This window comes from Methanobrevibacter arboriphilus JCM 13429 = DSM 1125, assembly GCF_002072215.1.
In the GTDB taxonomy this organism is placed as follows: domain Archaea; phylum Methanobacteriota; class Methanobacteria; order Methanobacteriales; family Methanobacteriaceae; genus Methanobinarius; species Methanobinarius arboriphilicus.
Window position 1 is genome coordinate 58,057 of sequence record NZ_JXMW01000004.1, and the last position, 15,629, is coordinate 73,685.

Consider the following 15,629-nt stretch of genomic DNA (forward strand, 5'->3'; position numbering starts at 1 on the left):
AAAAATAAAAGAATATACTAGCAGAATATGCTAATAACTAAACAACTTACATTTCAGCTTGTTGTTGTCTAACTAACCTAGTAACATATCCAGCTATTTTATTTCTTAAGTGTTTTGTACTTACTGTGGATTTTTCAGCTACTAATTTTTTATTTTCATCGAAATCTGTAGTAAAAACACCTTGATGAATTTCAATAAGTTCTTTTGAAGTTCTTTTAACAAATGAAGTTCTAATATTTCCCATAATATTTCCTCCTATAAATTTTTATCAATAATCTTTTTTTGTTCAGATTTACTTAAACTTGTTAATATATTCACAATTTCAATAATAGAATTTCTAATATTTTCATTTAAATCCTTATCATTAGCTATCTTTATTATTTTTTCATAGATAAGCTTTTCCCTTGATTCATCATAAATATCCATATCTAAAGCTATTTTAGCCATGACGATATCTTTAGCTAATGAAGTTCTCTTTTGAATTAAATCTATCAATTCACTATCAATCTGGTCAATTTCTCTTCTGGAATCTTCAAGAATCTTTTTTGAATTTTCTAGATCCTTAAATCTTTCTTTATTCAATGATTGATGTTCCAAGATTATCTACCTCAGTTTCAATAATTCTTCCAGAATCAGTATAAGAATTCCAAATATCCTTAACATTATCTTTAGATTCATTATCTACAATAGCTACATAAGCAGAACCAGTTCCTGAAAGTCCAGAAGCAATAGCTCCTGCACTTAAAGCATCAATAGCTATTTTAGTATCAAAATCTAAAGCATTAGAATATAATATTCCATTTAAGTTTAAAGCAGTATAATATTCTTTTTGACTAGCTTTTTCAAATGCCATTTCAACTAAAGGAGCTAAAAGCTTCATCCTTTTAACATCAGAATTTGCAGTCATTGAATCTATGTTTGGCATGTATATTAATAGTTTGTGGTTATCCATTTTTTCTTTTATTATAATTTCACGATTTATATTATCTGTAACTGTGACTCCCCCGAAATAAGAAGCAGTAGCATCATCAAATGCTCCAGTGATTGTAACACCTGCTTCTAAAGAAGAATCAATAGCTAGATTAACAATTTCTAAATCATTCATTGGTTTTTTATCAAATTCAGCCACGATTAATTCAGAAGTAGCTAAAGTAACTGCATTTGAAAGTGCACTACTGCTTGAAAGACCTGATGCAGGAGGCAAATTAGATTTTGTTGAAATTTCAATACCAATGCTATCTTCAACACTCCCTAAATCTTCTTTGTTATCTTCAAAGTTGATTTGATAATGATTAAAGACATTTTTTGCACAAAGTTCCATAAGACTAGTATCAATATCTAAATCAGGAGAGCATTTAATCCCAGAATTTGTAGATTTAACTTCAACTACAATATCTAAGTTAATACCAAATGCAGAACCTGAACCAGTAGCTATAGCATTTACAATAGTAGCAGAACCTGGAGATCGAACAATTTTTTTCATTAAAACACCAAAAAAGACAGAATACAAATGATTAAGTATATCATTAAATATTTATTAAAATTAATAATTTATAAATTAGTATTTTACTAGCCAATAATCAACTAATTAATAATTTACTGCTTAATTATAATTAATATTTAATAATATATAAACATGATTAATATATAAAAAAATTAGAAAAACATGGAAAGATAAAAAATTGAAACTTTAAACTAATAAAAAAAGCTATTTTTCAACAAAATTTATATAATTAAAGAAATATAGCTATATAGACAAATTATAATATTATCCTATAAATATAATATTATTATATAAATATACTATTATTATCTAAATATACTATTATTATCTAAATATTTATAAATCTAAATATTTATAAAAATTTATAAAGATTAAATATGTGATAAAATGGAAAAAAAGACAAAATATTTCACATTAGGAATATTAGGCGGATTTGGTATAATAGCTATAGTAATAGCTATTTTAATGTTTATTCCATTAATTGCAATGGTCACTGGCCCTAGTACAGTGGCTGTTATACCTGTAGTTGGTGAAATTGGTTATGGTGCAAGTAGTGAGAATGTAACTATTGCTAACCCTGATGTATTTAGCCAAATGATGGATGAAGCAAATAATGACCCGAATATAGGGGCAATTGTTCTTGATATAAACAGTCCAGGAGGGAGTCCAGTAGCTGGTGAAGAGATGCTTGAAAAGGTTAACAGCTCGCAAAAACCAGTTGTAGCTAGAATAAGTGATACTGGTGCTTCAGCAGCTTATATGGTAGCTAGTGGTGCTGATGAAATTGTTGCTAGTCCTTCTTCATGGGTTGGAAGCATAGGAGTTATTTTAACATTGAGTGACTTATCTGAATATTATAAAAAACAAGGTGTAGATATTTATTCTATTACTGGTGGAAAATATAAGGATATGGGAGCAGACTATAGAAATTTAACTACTGATGAGAAAAACATGCTTCAAACTATGGTTGATGAACAATATAATTCTTTTATAAATATTGTAGCAAAAAATAGAAACTTAACTGTAGATTATGTTAAAAAAATAGCTGAAGGAAAACCTTATACGGGCCAACAAGCATTAAATATTAGTTTAATAGATCGTTTAGGTGGAAAAGACTATGCTATTGAATTAGCTGCAAACAAATCAAATATGAGTTACTATAATGTTTTAGATTATGGTACAGGACTTGGATTTTTTGGTATTTAAAAAACAAAAATAATGAAATTATGGCCCATAAGCAGTCCATCTTCTGCTTTGAATTTCATCAGCAAGTTCATGATTATCTTTAATGAATTTAAATAGCTTTTCTTTAGCTAATTTTTTTCCTTAGCTAATTTTTCATCATCTTCATTTTCAGATAAAGCATAATCAACAACTAATCTAGGATATTCTTTTTCTTTTTCATTTTTAGAATATGAAATATAAACCACTTAATTATTATTATATTTAAGTTTAAAAAGGAATTTTAAAAAATTCCACCCATTATTATTAAATGAATTTAAAAGAATTTAATCCTCAAAAATAAGGTTGATTTATATAAAAAAATTATTATTTTTCAGACCAGCCATGTTTCCCAATCATTGGAACAAAAACAACTTCTCCTAGAGATTTTTCTCTAAATTCATTTTCAGATTCCTTAACTATACATATAAGGTCTTGAAAACCTAACTTATCACCAACAGGAATTATTAACCTTCCTCCAACTTTAAGTTGTTTTTTTAGAGATTCTGGAATATATGGGCTTCCTGCAGTTCCGTAGATTCTATCATAAGGTGCTCCTTTATCATAACCTAAAGTTCCATCACCTATGAGTACATCAACAGTTTCCCCATAACCAGTTTTTTTAAGATTCTCAAGAGCTTTATTAGCAAGAGATTCTATACGTTCTACACTATATACCTGTCCTTTTTTATTCATAGCTTCAGAAATAACCGCAGCATTATATCCAAATCCAGTTCCAATTTCTAAAACATTCATTCCTTCTTCAAGTTCTAATTTTTCACAAATAACTGCAACCATGTGGGGTGCTGAAATTGTTTGTCCTTCTTCTAATGGTAATGGTCTATCTAAATAAGCATAAGGCTTCAACTCATTAGGAATAAATTTTTCTCTGTCAACTGTTTCCATAGCTTTTCTAACTTTCTCTGTTTTTATATAACCAAATTTTAAAAGATTTTCAATAAGTGCTTTTTTATCATTTAACATTGTTTCATATCCTTTTATAATATGTATAATGTATAACCTTAAACCTATCACCTTTACTAATAATTTAAGTTGAAAATACTATAAAAAACTAACTCATAAAAAAAAAATTAATATATACCATATACTGAACCATATTATTAAAGATCACATTATATAAATTTTTCAGCTACTGAAAAACTGAATAACTAAAGTTCACACTTGAAAAAGTTATTCTTGTAATTACAAGGCTAATAATTACAACTAAAAAGTTTAATAAAAAAAGATAATAAAAAATAGTTTATTCATCAAAAAAACTATTGTGTAGTAAGTGTAATACAAGAATCTGCAGGTAAACTATCAGTTTTTAATTTTATAAAGTTAAAAAATACCGAATTTAAATTAATCAACTCAATATCTAAATTAGATACATCATAATCATCAGCAAATACATTAGTAGAACTACTAAAAGTATCATAATTAGAAACCAATACATTAGCAGTACTGTTATAAACTGGTAAAAACTTATTTAAATAATCACTAGCTGCAACATTAACAGTTACATAGTTAGGTAATCTACCATTAGTACCCAAAAAATCAAGTACTAAACTAAACATATAAACTGCAGTTTGATATTGCATGTTACCATAAGCAGTACTAACATAATTAGGAGCTCTACCATTTGTAACCATAAAATCTGCAATATTCATAGCATAATTAATATATTCAGAACTTGTAATTTGTCTATTAAAAGAAACACCTGAAGGACTTGTTGGATTTCCATGTCCTATTTCAACAACATGATAATCAAAACTACCCCCTCCAAAAATATAACGACAGATGAATTGAACTGAATTAGATAAAAAATCAGGCATACTTAACCAATATTCATTATTTTGATCATGAACATATACATAATTAGGTAAACGGCCATTTGCATTAACAAAATTTTTTACATTTGTAGCAGCATTTAAAAAAGCTTGATAGCCAATAGGACCTGCAGTGCTAACACTACTTGTCATAGCTGATTTTTCAACATTTTTTTCAGCATTAGACACATTAGAAACAGCATTAGAAGTATCATTTTGGATTTGTTGTTCTTCTTCAACTATTTTAACTTCCTCTTTTACATCATCACTAGCAATATCATTAGTTTCATCAGAATCATTTATTTCATTTGCAGAAATTGGTGATATACTGACTAAACTAATGATAAATACTGCAAGTAACAATATTTTCATTTTAAATTTCATATTATTTACCTCAAATAAATTAAATAGTTATTATTAAATTTTTTTTATATAATACTAAATTAATCAAAAATAAAAAAAATATAATAACTTATGCAAAATAATATATTAATCATAACATATAAAAATGCCGATTACTACAAAAATAATAAATAAAAAAAATATAATAACTTATGCAAAATAATATATTAATCATAACATATAAAAATGCCGATTACTACAAAAATAATAAATATTCATTCAACAATCCAGCCAGGATTAACACTTACAATAGTATTACTACACCAATGTTCTCCAAACTCATATATTCGACTATTCCAATATACAATGGCCGCTAAATCGATTACTGTTGTTTTAATGAATTCTTTACCAGTTAATATTATTTTAAGATAAATAATATTAGTACATTGCCATTGGACATAATCTGCTTTATAACCATCATGATAGTTATAACACGGTCAATTTGAGACTAATACACACAATTACCCATAAGGCCATTGGTAAGTGCTGATATTTCTTTTTATGTTCCAATAAACCTAGTATTAAAGTAATATTTGTATAAGCCTTTTTTAGTCTTAGCATAACCTTAATCATTCTAAAAATTCAGTGCAATTATTAAACTTACCAATTAACTTTTGAGTAGCTATAATATACTTATTTTTCTTCCATTCATTTGTTGGTTTAATTCTGTTGCTGTTATTTTAAGTTTAACAATCCAGACATTCTCAGGATTTCATTGAAACTAATATCACAAAAATTACTAATTTTCAACTATTGTATTCTGTCTGATATTTACTTATTTTAGATTATAAACTTATAAGAACCTCCATTAATCAAAGATAGCTATCGCTAACATGTATTCAAATCTAATAAAAAAAATAGTAATATAATATAAAAAATAAAAAAATTAAATTTTAATATTAATTAATACTTATAAATAAAAAAATAAATCACAGATGAATTATATTACAAAATTAAATAAAATTAGATTATATTAATATCCTATTAATTAATATACTTTAATTAAATATCATAAGTTTCTGAAAATATTTTTATTTTTTCAGCTAATTTTGGACCTATACCTTCTACATTTTGTAGTTGTTTTAGAGAATAGGGTCTAAGATCTTCACCAAAAGTATCTACCAATGCCCTAGCCCGTTTTCTTCCAAGACGTTTAACACCAAGAACAAGTGTAATTAAATCTTCTTTTACACCATAGTATAGTCTTGCAGAGATATAATCTAAATCCTTAGAATGATTATATTTTCCTATAGTTTCGAAAATATTTTTAAGGAATTTAACAAGTAAAGAAGCTTCATAAGCAGATCTTCTACTAGACGCAGAGTAAACATTATAAGCATTTTCAATCTCATACTCATTTCTCTCATCAATCCATTCAATTAAAGCAACAGTTGTGGCTTCAGGATTACCAATATTTACAGCAAATAAACCTTTTTTAGCCATCATTTCTCTTACAGGTTCTTTACTTTTCCTACTTTTAAATGAAATTAATGGTAAATCTGGAGTAGATGCAAGATGATAGATAAGCTGATTTAAATCAATACTTTCAACCTGCAATGCATATTCTTTTAGTTTAACAGCTGTTTCAACCGAATAATTCGATTTAGCTATCAAATTACCAAATGGAGTTGCACTTAATCCACTTGGAGTAGCCTGTATAATTCCATTCTTAAGTAAAAACTCTAATGCAGATTCAATTTCAAACTTTAATGAATCATCAGCAAAAAGAGCCATTGAAGGATTATTGCTCATTTGATAACCATAAAAAGTCATCTTAAAAAAATCCTGAATCTCTTCAGGAGTTTTAGATAAATTTGAAGCAATTTGAGCTATAATTTGCTTATAAATTGCATCTTTGTTTTCAATTAGCTTAGAGTTAGTAGTTTCAACTTCACCATGAACATATCTTTCTTGTAAATCATATGCTTCATCTAATGATTTAGCTATAAGGTAAGAAAATCCCACATCATCATACTGAGGTCTTCCAGCTCTTCCAGACATTTGTTCATAATCAAAAACAGGAATAGCTTGAGGACCTTGAGAAGTCCAACGAGTATAATCTCTAATAATAACAGATCTTGAAGGCAAATTAACACCATACATTAAACTAGGAGTAGCTGCAATCATTAAAAGATTACCCTCTCTAAATTCTTCTTCAATAATCTCTTTTTGTTCATTGAAAAGACCAGCATGATGAAAAACAGCACCATTTTCTGCAGATTCTGCTAACTTTAAGCAGGTGGAAGTTGGTCTTGATCCTTTTTTCTTTGGAACATCTAAAATAGCCTCAGCTACTTTTTTAAACCTTTTTTTCTGTTCTGAAGTGACTTTCCTTTTTATTTTACCTGAAACGAAATTTGCTAAACTTTCTGTAAATAATCTAGTTGAAACAAAGCTTAAAGTCTGGGAATTATCTTCAATTGCTTTTTCAACAATTTTTACAACAACTTCATTCTTATTACTAGTGTTAAACATTTCTGTGTTTAAAACTTCCTTATTTAAAGGTACTGGACGATAATCATGTTCGACTATTTTAGCATCTAACCAACCTTCAATTTCTTCCATATTCTGTAATGTTGCTGATAAAGCAATAATTCTAAGGTTTGGATTGATTATTTTAGCTCTTGTAATAGCACATTCAAGGGTAGGTCCTCTAGAATATTCTCCAATCATATGAAATTCATCGAGAATTAATGTATCCACATCACGAAGCACATCCCATGAAAAACGAGTTAATGCATCAAAAGATTCAAAAACCATTACAGATAAATCAGAAGAATTTGGATGTTTTCCTATTTTAATCCCATGATTTTCAAACTTTTTAAATTCTTTAACTTTCTCATTTTGTATTGAAATTAATGGTGCTGCATAGACAGCTTTTCCACCATTTAATATAGATTTTAATGCAGCCATAACTCCAAGAACTGTTTTTCCACTTGCAGTTGGAATAGCTATCACATAATTATCCTTAGTTTCCAAATATCCTGATTCAATCACATGTTTTTGAGCTGGATTAAATTCTTTAATATAAGGATAACAATCCTTTATGATTTCTTTAATTTCTTTAGGTAGATTTTCCATAATAATCAATCAATGAATATAGTTTTAGTATAATCTTAACTTTAGTCTAATTTAGCTTTTATCTTAATGTTAGTTTTTAACCTAATTTTAACCTTTAATCCAATATTAGTTTTTAGTCTAATATTTGTTAAAAAATTAAATTTTTTCTTTTTTAATTACACAAATATCTGTAATTGAAGTATCAGGGTATTGACCATCTGAATCCTTTTCAACAGCTTTAACCATATCCCATATAGTTAAAAGGCCTAAACTAACACCAGTAATAGCTTCCATTTCAACACCAGTTTGACCAAGAGAATTTACACTTACGGTACATATGATCTCAGTACTTTTAACTTCAAAATCCACTTCTATTCCAGTAAGATTTAAAGGATGGCAAAGAGGAATCATAGAAGAAGTATTTTTAACACCTTGTATAGCAGCTATTTGAGCAGTTGTTAAAACATTTCCTTTTTTAATCTCTTCATTTTCGATCATAGCTATTGTCTTTTCTTGAAGATTTATTTTCCCAGTAGCTATTGCTTTCCGTCTTTGATGATTTTTATCACCGACTTCAACCATATGAACTCCTTTTTCTGTTAAATGTGTGAATTCTTCCTTTGACATTTAATCAACCTATAAAAACTTTTTAATAAAAATTTTAATAATAATTTTAATAAAAATTCTAATAACTATTTTAATAATGATTTTAATAATAATTTTAATAACAATTTTAATAATAATTTAACAATAATTTGTTATATTATATAAAATATATTTTATAAGTATTATTTTATATTAATACTAGCTTAATATTAATACTATTTTTTTTATAAATATTACTTTATTTATTAATACTATTATATTTATAATTATTACTTTAAATAATATCACTTTAAATTTTAATACTATTTTTTATAAATATTACTTTATTTATTAATACTATTTTATTTATATTTATTACTCAATATATTTATACTTCTTCTAACTTTATTCTTATCTCATATATTATTCTCAAACTATTTCTTATTTGAAAAAGATTAATAATAAGGAATATCAACTTCTGAAAAATCCATTGCCCTATTTCGAGCATTAGATTGAAATTTTTCTCTTAATTCTTTGTCAGACAGAATTAAATCAATTGAATTAGCTAATCCCATAGAATCAGTAGGTTCAACAAGTAAACCAACATCATCAGTTATAATTTCCTTTATTCCACCAACATTACTACCTATAACAGGTTTTCCACAAGCTAAGGCTTCAATTAAAACTAAACCAAAACTTTCTGAATAAGAAGGAAGAATTAAAAGATCTGAACTTTGAATTACATTAGCTACATCATTTCTAGCACCAGTAAAGATAACATCTTCAACATTTTCTATCTTAACTTTTTCTTTCAAGCTGTTTAAAAGAGGACCATCACCAACAACAACTAAAACACAATCAGATTTTAACTGTTTTTTTGCATCTATTATAGTAGCTACATTCTTTCTTTTAATGATATTACCTACAAAAAGAATAATGGGCTTGTTTTTAGGAATATTAAGCTCATTTTTAAAATTATAATTTGAATTATTCTCTGAATGATGATCTGAATCATTATCAGCTATTTTAAACTCATTAATATCAACAGTATTCCAGTTTAATCTAACCTTTTTTTCTATATTTGGAATATTAGTTTTTAAAATTTCCTCTTTTAATGATTCACTAACTGCCAATACTACATCTGCTCTTTTTAAAACAAATCGAATGATAGGTCTCATAAATTTATGCTGAGGATATAAACAAAACATATCAGAACCATGAGAAGTTACATAAACTTTCTTTTTAGTGAATATTCCTCCTAAAACAGCTATTAACCCTGCAGGATAAAGATAATGTCCATGAATAATATCAATATTATATTTTCGAACAATATGAATAAGATTTATAGTTCCAAAAAGAACATAAAACAGGCTTCTAAGACCAGGAATATTAATTCCTCTAGTTCCTATAACTTTAATTCCATTATTATCCATATAATCTTTATTAGCTTCATTTTTAATATCTTTATGAGGATAAGTAATTACAAATACTTCTTCTCCATTTTTAAGAAGTTCTTTAGATAAACTATTAATATGTACTCCAACACCTCCAATATGAGGTGGAAATTGACCAACCATAGCTATTTTCATTTTTTATCCTCTACACACAATTCATTTCTATAATTTCATTATTATAAATAATAATTTTTTTCCTAGGTTTTGAAAAGTAATAATTTAAGCATATATAAACATATATAGATATAATAGGTTATATAGCATATATAATTTAATACTAGTAACTTAATAATAAGATAATAATTATTATAATACTTTTTATATTTAATTTAGATTTAATTAGATTTAATTTAGTTTTAATTTAATTTTAATTTAGTAAACTATCTAAAAAATTAGAATTTAATATACATCATTTATATTTTCGAATTTAACTGATTTCCTGCCATATCAACTAAAATCACATTAATATCTATATCTGCTCTTTCTAAACATCTTTCTTTAATAGCTAAGCTAATACTATTTAGTACTTTTTTATCAATCTTTTTATTTTTAAGTATATCAATCATTTCTTCGGTAGTTTTTGAATCGAAAATTGATTTAATGGTTTCTGTATCTACACCACACAAAGCTGAATGAGTAGCTATTATCTCTCTTCTTCCATCTGCAATACTATGTTTAGTATTGAAAATACCCCCAGCTACTTTAACAAGCTTTCCAATATGGCCAAAAAGGGTGATTTTATTAATTCCTCTTTTTTTAGCTTCTTCAAGCATAAAACCAATATAATTCCCTGTTTGAACAATTTGATCTTTCTTAACCTTTTTATTGTCTTTAAGAGTTAAATCTCTAAGGGCTAATTTTTCCCCAATATTACCTGGAACAAAAATAACCTCATCTTTTCTATACTTTCCTTCATCTATTAAAGCTATAATCATATCGAGTTGACAAAGAAGAGAATCTTTATAAGCTTTTGTTGACATTGCCCTAGCTATACCAGTAGTTCCAAGAATAGAAATCCCGCCAATAATCCCTAGTTTAGGATTCATGGTTTTTTTAGCTATTTTTTCACCTTCTGGAACAGAAATTATAACCTTAGCTATTTTTCCATCAGGAACAAGACCAGCTAAATTTTTTTGAATCATAACCAATGGAACAGGATTTATTGCTGATTCACCAACTGAAATTTGAAGACCTGGTTTGGTTATAGTTCCAACACCAAACCCACCATCAACAATCACCTTATTCTCAATTTTTTCATTAATATCTAAATTATTAGTATCCGTGATCTTCTCATCAATATCTCTTTTATAAATATCTCTTTTATAAATATTTCTTTTAGAAATATCTCTTTTAGAAATATTTATTTTAGAAATATCTTTTTTATCGATTAATTCAACCGAAGATATTATTTCTAAATTAACAGTAACATCTGGATCATTATAAGGATATTTAACTCCAATTGCTTCTGCCTTATTTTCACTTATTAATTTACATTTTTCAATATCAACATCAAGTTCCTCAAAAGGAGTTATAATTTTAACAATATTAAATTCCTCATTAGAATTAATAATCTTTTTAATAGCTGCAAGTGAAGTAGCTGTAGCTATACTTCCAGTAGTTAATCCATAATCAACATTAGAGTAAGTATAATCATTCTTATCTAATTGATTTTCTTTTTCATAGTTATTCATAAAAACAGCTACATTAAATTATTTTAATAAAAAATTAAGTATCTACAAATAATTCATATATTCATCAAAATATCAATTCATATATTCATAATATTAATCCATATATTCATCAATATCTTTATTAATAATGATATTTAAAATAATTGAAAAAAATATGAGAATATAATAAAAACAGAAAAAAATATTTAAAAATATTATTTAAAAGTATTAATAAAAAATATTAATAAAAATCTAAAGAAATATAAAAATAACACACTAAAAAACTCAAAAAAATAAAATTAAAAAATCAATATAGTTAAAAAATAAGATTAACTTAAAGAAATTAAATATATAATTAATAAAAGAATTATAAGAAAAAAAGAATTATAAGAATAAATAAATTAATATAAATTAAATAATTGTCTTAAAATTATTGTCTTAATTTAGCCATTAATTCATTTTTGCTTGGTGCCCCTACAAATTCAACAACACCATTAATAGCTATAGCTGGAACTGCCATTATTCCATAATCAACAGCTCTTTGTCTATCAGTCATTATATTAATAACCTCTACTTCCATTTCGTCCCCAATTTCATTTTTTGCTTCTTCTACAACTTGTTCAGCCATTGGACAATAAGGACAACTTGGAGATGTGAATACTTCTACTTTTAACATTTTTAATCCTCCGAATGTATGATATTATATTAAATAATATATATAAATATTATTAGAATTACTAAATATGATTGAAATTACTCTATTATTTATAGAATAATTTTTTATTAAGAAATTCATTATTAATTGAATGATTTTTTAAATTATTTAATAATAATTTGTCACATTATGATTTTTTATGATTATATATGGATTAATAATCAATAATATACATCTAATTATATCAGTCTAAATTTATCATTAAATAATTAATATCAACAATTATTTTAACTTAGGATTGTTAATATTAACAATATAAATATGTTTTTATTAATATTTAAAATTTTTGATAACTAATAAAATTTGAAATTTAAAAATTTATAAAAAAGTCGAAAAACAAGAAAATAATTAATTCTTATATGTTCCTCTTAAAAAACCAATGAATAACTAAAAATCAAAAGTTAAGCATATAACTATACAAAAAAAATAAAAAGAGAGGAAAAATATTTGAATAAAAAATTTACAATCAAAACAATGAATAATAAATAATTAAATAACAGAAATTTTAATCGTCTAGTTGATCTAAATCATCTACTTGATCAAAATTTCCCATAGCAATAGCAATTCCATCAATAAGTAAGCTGATACCTAAAATTATAGATACATAAATTGGGCTTAACAATGCGAAATATCCAAGAACTATAGTAATAATACCTAATAGGGCCATTAAAGCCGCAGATGCTTTTGTCATCATTATGTTTCTGGTGAATAAACCTATAATACCAGATAATAATAACATAAAACCAATTATATATAAGTATAATCCCACTAAAAGATCAAATATCAATATATTTCCTAAAAGAATTATTCCTACAATAATACCAAAAATACCCAATATTACATGAGCAATAGAACTTCCTTTACTTATTGACCATAAGTTTGATCCAAGAATGATATAATAAATACCTAAAATTAAAATCCCAATTCCAGCTATAATAGATAAAACAAACTGACTCATAAATGGGAAAATCATAATTATAAGACCAAGAATAATTGCCACTATTCCTACAACATTTTTATTTTCCATATAAACACCTTCATTAATATAATCAATATCTATACAATATAGTTATATATTAATCCCCTCTAATAACACAAATAATATGTATATTTATATTTAATACTCTTAATAAATGTTTCCATGAGAAATGTATAAAATGAAACAAGGAAAAAAGAGAAATGTTTAAACAATAAAATTCACAAGATTAAAGTATATAAATTAAAAAATAATTAAAAATTAGATAAAAAGATAAAAAGATAATTAAAAAGATAATTTAAAGCACAAATTAAAACAATATCTAAAAATAAAAATTTAAGAACAGATTTTTTTATTTTTCTTCAGAATCAATCTTTTTATCTTTTGATTCTAAAATTAAAGAAATTCCCTCAATTATCAAAGCTATTCCAATAATGAGTGCTAAGTATAATGGATTTTCAAATATTAAATTAGCAAAAATTAAAAGAACAATACCAAATACAAAGAACAAAAATGAAGATATTTTTGACATATTCTTTTTATTATTAATTATTCCAGCTATACCAAATATTATCATTAAAAACCCAATTATATACAATAAGAAGCTAGAAGTATATAAAAATAGTGGGAAATTACCTGTTAGAACAAGTCCAAAAAAGAATGCAAACAATCCAACTAAAACATACAAAATACAGGTTGCTTTATTCTCATTCCAATGTTGAATACCTCTAATTATCCAATAAATAGCTAAAATACAGACAGATAAACCAGAAGCAACTACAAGAAATCCAACACTAAGAAGAGGAAATACAATTACTATAATCCCAAGAATAAATGCTATTATTCCTATAATTATTTTATTTTCCATTATTTCACCAAAATAAATATTAAAATATTATAAATTAAACCATCAATGCAAATATATCAAATAAGAAATATAAATCAATGCAATATAAGTAGATAAGAAATACAAGTAAGAAGTATAACTAAATGAAATATAAATCAATGCAAATGTAAATAACTGAGAATATAACTAAATGAGAAATGTAAATAAATGAGAAAATATAATTAGTTAAAATATAATTAATTAAAAAATAATTAATTAAAAGATTAAATAATAATAAATTAACCTCCTCCTTCAGCACCACCAGAAGTTAATGAAGGTTCTTCAAAATCATGATTCCTTTCTTTAAGCTCATCAACATTGAATTTTTTATCTTTGAAATCTTTATCTTTAATATTATCTTCATCAACAATTTCAATTACATCTTCAGAATACCATAGATTTGGTTCTTCCATTTTAGCCCAACCAATGCCTTCTTCATCAGTTTTTAAATCTACAACATTACCAATAGTCCCAGTTCCAGTATAACGAATATAAAAGCCAATTTCGATAGTTCTTCCTCTTGCATCTTTAATGTTCATAAAATCCCTACTAAAAATCAAATTAATAATAAAATTAGTCGTATTATTAAAATTAACATAAGATAATGTAAGATAATTTAATTGATAATTTAAGCTATATAAATTAGTATAGTTATGTAACTTAATATAACTTAATATAAATTAATATAAAATAATACAATAAAAATTTACTTAAATATTAATCAAAGATTTAATTAAATAATAAGCTTTAGCTAAATAATAAAGATTAAATAAATAAAAAATTAGCTAAATAATATTAACAGTAAAAACTTAGCTAACTAATAAATAGTTAGCTAAATAATATTAGCTAGTAAAAACTTAGCTAATTAATAAAAGTTAACTAAATAATAAGATTTAACTAGATAATAACCTTAATTCTAACTTTTTTTATTCTAAATAATTTTATTTTAAAAAATTATTTATTCTCAATATTTATTTTCAATAAAACATAATCCCCAATACTTTTAATGTTGTCAAAATGGACTAAAACTTCATCATGAGAAAAAATGTTTTTCTTTAAAGAAACAACTATCTTATTTATTTGACCACTTGTTTCATTAAAATCAACATCAGTAACTTTTCCAATGTCCATTGCATCAATATCGAGTACTTGCATCCCTAATAAGTCTTTAATTCTCATTTAACCCCTCCAATAATAAAAAATATTAAAAGTTACTAAGCCTATTAAAAAGATATTAAAAAATTACTAAAAAATCTATTATTAAATTGATAAATTATTAACATTAATATTATCAATAAATCCTTAATATCAATATCTTTTGGATTAA

At 25.0% G+C, this 15,629-nt stretch carries 16 protein-coding genes; 2 read left to right on the forward strand and 14 right to left on the reverse strand.

The window, feature by feature from the left end:
- Window positions 1-46 precede the first annotated feature (46 nt).
- From MBBAR_RS03065 to MBBAR_RS03075, 3 genes are read right to left on the reverse strand one after another with little or no spacing between them, the layout of a single operon-like run.
- Window positions 47-244 (reverse strand): 30S ribosomal protein S17e, encoded by a 198-nt coding sequence (locus tag MBBAR_RS03065; protein WP_042703545.1) that lies wholly within the window; start codon window positions 242-244, stop codon window positions 47-49.
- Window positions 245-255: 11 nt separating this feature from the next.
- A complete protein-coding gene (locus MBBAR_RS03070) occupies window positions 256-597 on the reverse strand; it encodes a chorismate mutase (RefSeq protein ID WP_249025023.1) in 342 nt (113 codons plus the stop codon).
- Entirely contained in the window at window positions 575-1,483 is a 909-nt protein-coding gene (locus MBBAR_RS03075; protein ID WP_080459806.1) for a shikimate kinase, read from the reverse strand. Before MBBAR_RS03075 ends, MBBAR_RS03070 begins: the two co-directional genes overlap by 23 nt.
- Window positions 1,484-1,891: 408 nt before the next feature.
- Between MBBAR_RS03075 and sppA the strand changes: the two genes are divergently transcribed.
- A complete protein-coding gene (sppA, locus tag MBBAR_RS03080) occupies window positions 1,892-2,710 on the forward strand; it encodes a signal peptide peptidase SppA (protein WP_080459807.1) in 819 nt (272 codons plus the stop codon).
- Window positions 2,711-3,052: 342 nt separating this feature from the next.
- Here the strand turns inward: sppA and pcm are convergent, their stop codons facing one another.
- Window positions 3,053-3,709 carry a protein-L-isoaspartate O-methyltransferase gene (gene pcm, locus MBBAR_RS03085; protein ID WP_080459808.1) on the reverse strand — a complete coding sequence of 219 codons (657 nt, stop codon included), beginning with the start codon at window positions 3,707-3,709 and terminating at the stop codon, window positions 3,053-3,055.
- A gap of 293 nt (window positions 3,710-4,002) precedes the next feature.
- A complete protein-coding gene (locus tag MBBAR_RS03090; protein ID WP_080459809.1) occupies window positions 4,003-4,938 on the reverse strand; it encodes a pseudomurein-binding repeat-containing protein in 936 nt (311 codons plus the stop codon).
- A gap of 204 nt (window positions 4,939-5,142) precedes the next feature.
- On the opposite strand from MBBAR_RS03090, the gene MBBAR_RS10025 reads away from it, so the two are divergent.
- On the forward strand, window positions 5,143-5,328 hold the full coding sequence (locus MBBAR_RS10025; RefSeq protein ID WP_143746119.1) for a hypothetical protein: 186 nt from the start codon (window positions 5,143-5,145) through the stop codon (window positions 5,326-5,328).
- Between the two features lie 630 nt (window positions 5,329-5,958).
- On the opposite strand, the gene MBBAR_RS03095 is transcribed toward MBBAR_RS10025, so the two are convergent.
- The 9 genes from MBBAR_RS03095 to MBBAR_RS03135 form a co-directional block, all read right to left on the reverse strand.
- Window positions 5,959-8,046 carry a DEAD/DEAH box helicase gene (locus MBBAR_RS03095; protein WP_080459810.1) on the reverse strand — a complete coding sequence of 696 codons (2,088 nt, stop codon included), beginning with the start codon at window positions 8,044-8,046 and terminating at the stop codon, window positions 5,959-5,961.
- A 126-nt stretch (window positions 8,047-8,172) separates the two neighbouring features.
- Window positions 8,173-8,643 carry a cyclic pyranopterin monophosphate synthase MoaC gene (moaC, locus tag MBBAR_RS03100; RefSeq protein ID WP_080459811.1) on the reverse strand — a complete coding sequence of 157 codons (471 nt, stop codon included), beginning with the start codon at window positions 8,641-8,643 and terminating at the stop codon, window positions 8,173-8,175.
- A gap of 413 nt (window positions 8,644-9,056) precedes the next feature.
- Window positions 9,057-10,190, reverse strand: coding sequence for a glycosyltransferase family 4 protein (locus MBBAR_RS03105; RefSeq protein WP_080459812.1), 1,134 nt, complete (start codon window positions 10,188-10,190; stop codon window positions 9,057-9,059).
- Window positions 10,191-10,468: 278 nt separating this feature from the next.
- Complete coding sequence (cbiD, locus tag MBBAR_RS03110) at window positions 10,469-11,746, reverse strand: cobalt-precorrin-5B (C(1))-methyltransferase CbiD (RefSeq protein ID WP_080459813.1); 1,278 nt, start codon at window positions 11,744-11,746, stop codon at window positions 10,469-10,471.
- Window positions 11,747-12,155: 409 nt separating this feature from the next.
- Complete coding sequence (locus MBBAR_RS03115) at window positions 12,156-12,401, reverse strand: MJ0307 family thioredoxin (protein WP_080459814.1); 246 nt, start codon at window positions 12,399-12,401, stop codon at window positions 12,156-12,158.
- A 544-nt stretch (window positions 12,402-12,945) separates the two neighbouring features.
- Window positions 12,946-13,467: a DUF308 domain-containing protein gene (locus MBBAR_RS03120; protein WP_080459815.1), complete on the reverse strand. Its 522-nt coding sequence runs from the start codon at window positions 13,465-13,467 to the stop codon at window positions 12,946-12,948.
- 301 nt (window positions 13,468-13,768) lie between these two features.
- Complete coding sequence (locus MBBAR_RS03125; protein ID WP_080459816.1) at window positions 13,769-14,284, reverse strand: DUF308 domain-containing protein; 516 nt, start codon at window positions 14,282-14,284, stop codon at window positions 13,769-13,771.
- 257 nt (window positions 14,285-14,541) lie between these two features.
- Entirely contained in the window at window positions 14,542-14,841 is a 300-nt protein-coding gene (locus tag MBBAR_RS03130; protein WP_080459817.1) for a DUF2098 domain-containing protein, read from the reverse strand.
- A 415-nt stretch (window positions 14,842-15,256) separates the two neighbouring features.
- Window positions 15,257-15,481 (reverse strand): PRC-barrel domain-containing protein, encoded by a 225-nt coding sequence (locus MBBAR_RS03135; RefSeq protein ID WP_080459818.1) that lies wholly within the window; start codon window positions 15,479-15,481, stop codon window positions 15,257-15,259.
- Window positions 15,482-15,629 lie beyond the last annotated feature (148 nt).

Bases quoted from the DNA above. Each gene is read 5' to 3' on its own strand.
- sppA (WP_080459807.1), top strand. From the start codon at position 1,892: ATGGAAAAAAAGACAAAATATTTCACATTAGGAATATTAGGCGGATTT.
- MBBAR_RS03120 (WP_080459815.1), bottom strand. From the start codon at position 13,467: ATGGAAAATAAAAATGTTGTAGGAATAGTGGCAATTATTCTTGGTCTT.
- MBBAR_RS03135 (WP_080459818.1), bottom strand. From the start codon at position 15,481: ATGAGAATTAAAGACTTATTAGGGATGCAAGTACTCGATATTGATGCA.
- cbiD (WP_080459813.1), bottom strand. From the start codon at position 11,746: ATGAATAACTATGAAAAAGAAAATCAATTAGATAAGAATGATTATACT.
- MBBAR_RS03105 (WP_080459812.1), bottom strand. From the start codon at position 10,190: ATGAAAATAGCTATGGTTGGTCAATTTCCACCTCATATTGGAGGTGTT.
- MBBAR_RS03115 (WP_080459814.1), bottom strand. From the start codon at position 12,401: ATGTTAAAAGTAGAAGTATTCACATCTCCAAGTTGTCCTTATTGTCCA.
- MBBAR_RS03065 (WP_042703545.1), bottom strand. From the start codon at position 244: ATGGGAAATATTAGAACTTCATTTGTTAAAAGAACTTCAAAAGAACTT.
- moaC (WP_080459811.1), bottom strand. From the start codon at position 8,643: ATGTCAAAGGAAGAATTCACACATTTAACAGAAAAAGGAGTTCATATG.
- MBBAR_RS03125 (WP_080459816.1), bottom strand. From the start codon at position 14,284: ATGGAAAATAAAATAATTATAGGAATAATAGCATTTATTCTTGGGATT.
- pcm (WP_080459808.1), bottom strand. From the start codon at position 3,709: ATGTTAAATGATAAAAAAGCACTTATTGAAAATCTTTTAAAATTTGGT.
- MBBAR_RS03075 (WP_080459806.1), bottom strand. From the start codon at position 1,483: ATGAAAAAAATTGTTCGATCTCCAGGTTCTGCTACTATTGTAAATGCT.
- MBBAR_RS10025 (WP_143746119.1), top strand. From the start codon at position 5,143: ATGCCGATTACTACAAAAATAATAAATATTCATTCAACAATCCAGCCA.
- MBBAR_RS03090 (WP_080459809.1), bottom strand. From the start codon at position 4,938: ATGAAATTTAAAATGAAAATATTGTTACTTGCAGTATTTATCATTAGT.
- MBBAR_RS03130 (WP_080459817.1), bottom strand. From the start codon at position 14,841: ATGAACATTAAAGATGCAAGAGGAAGAACTATCGAAATTGGCTTTTAT.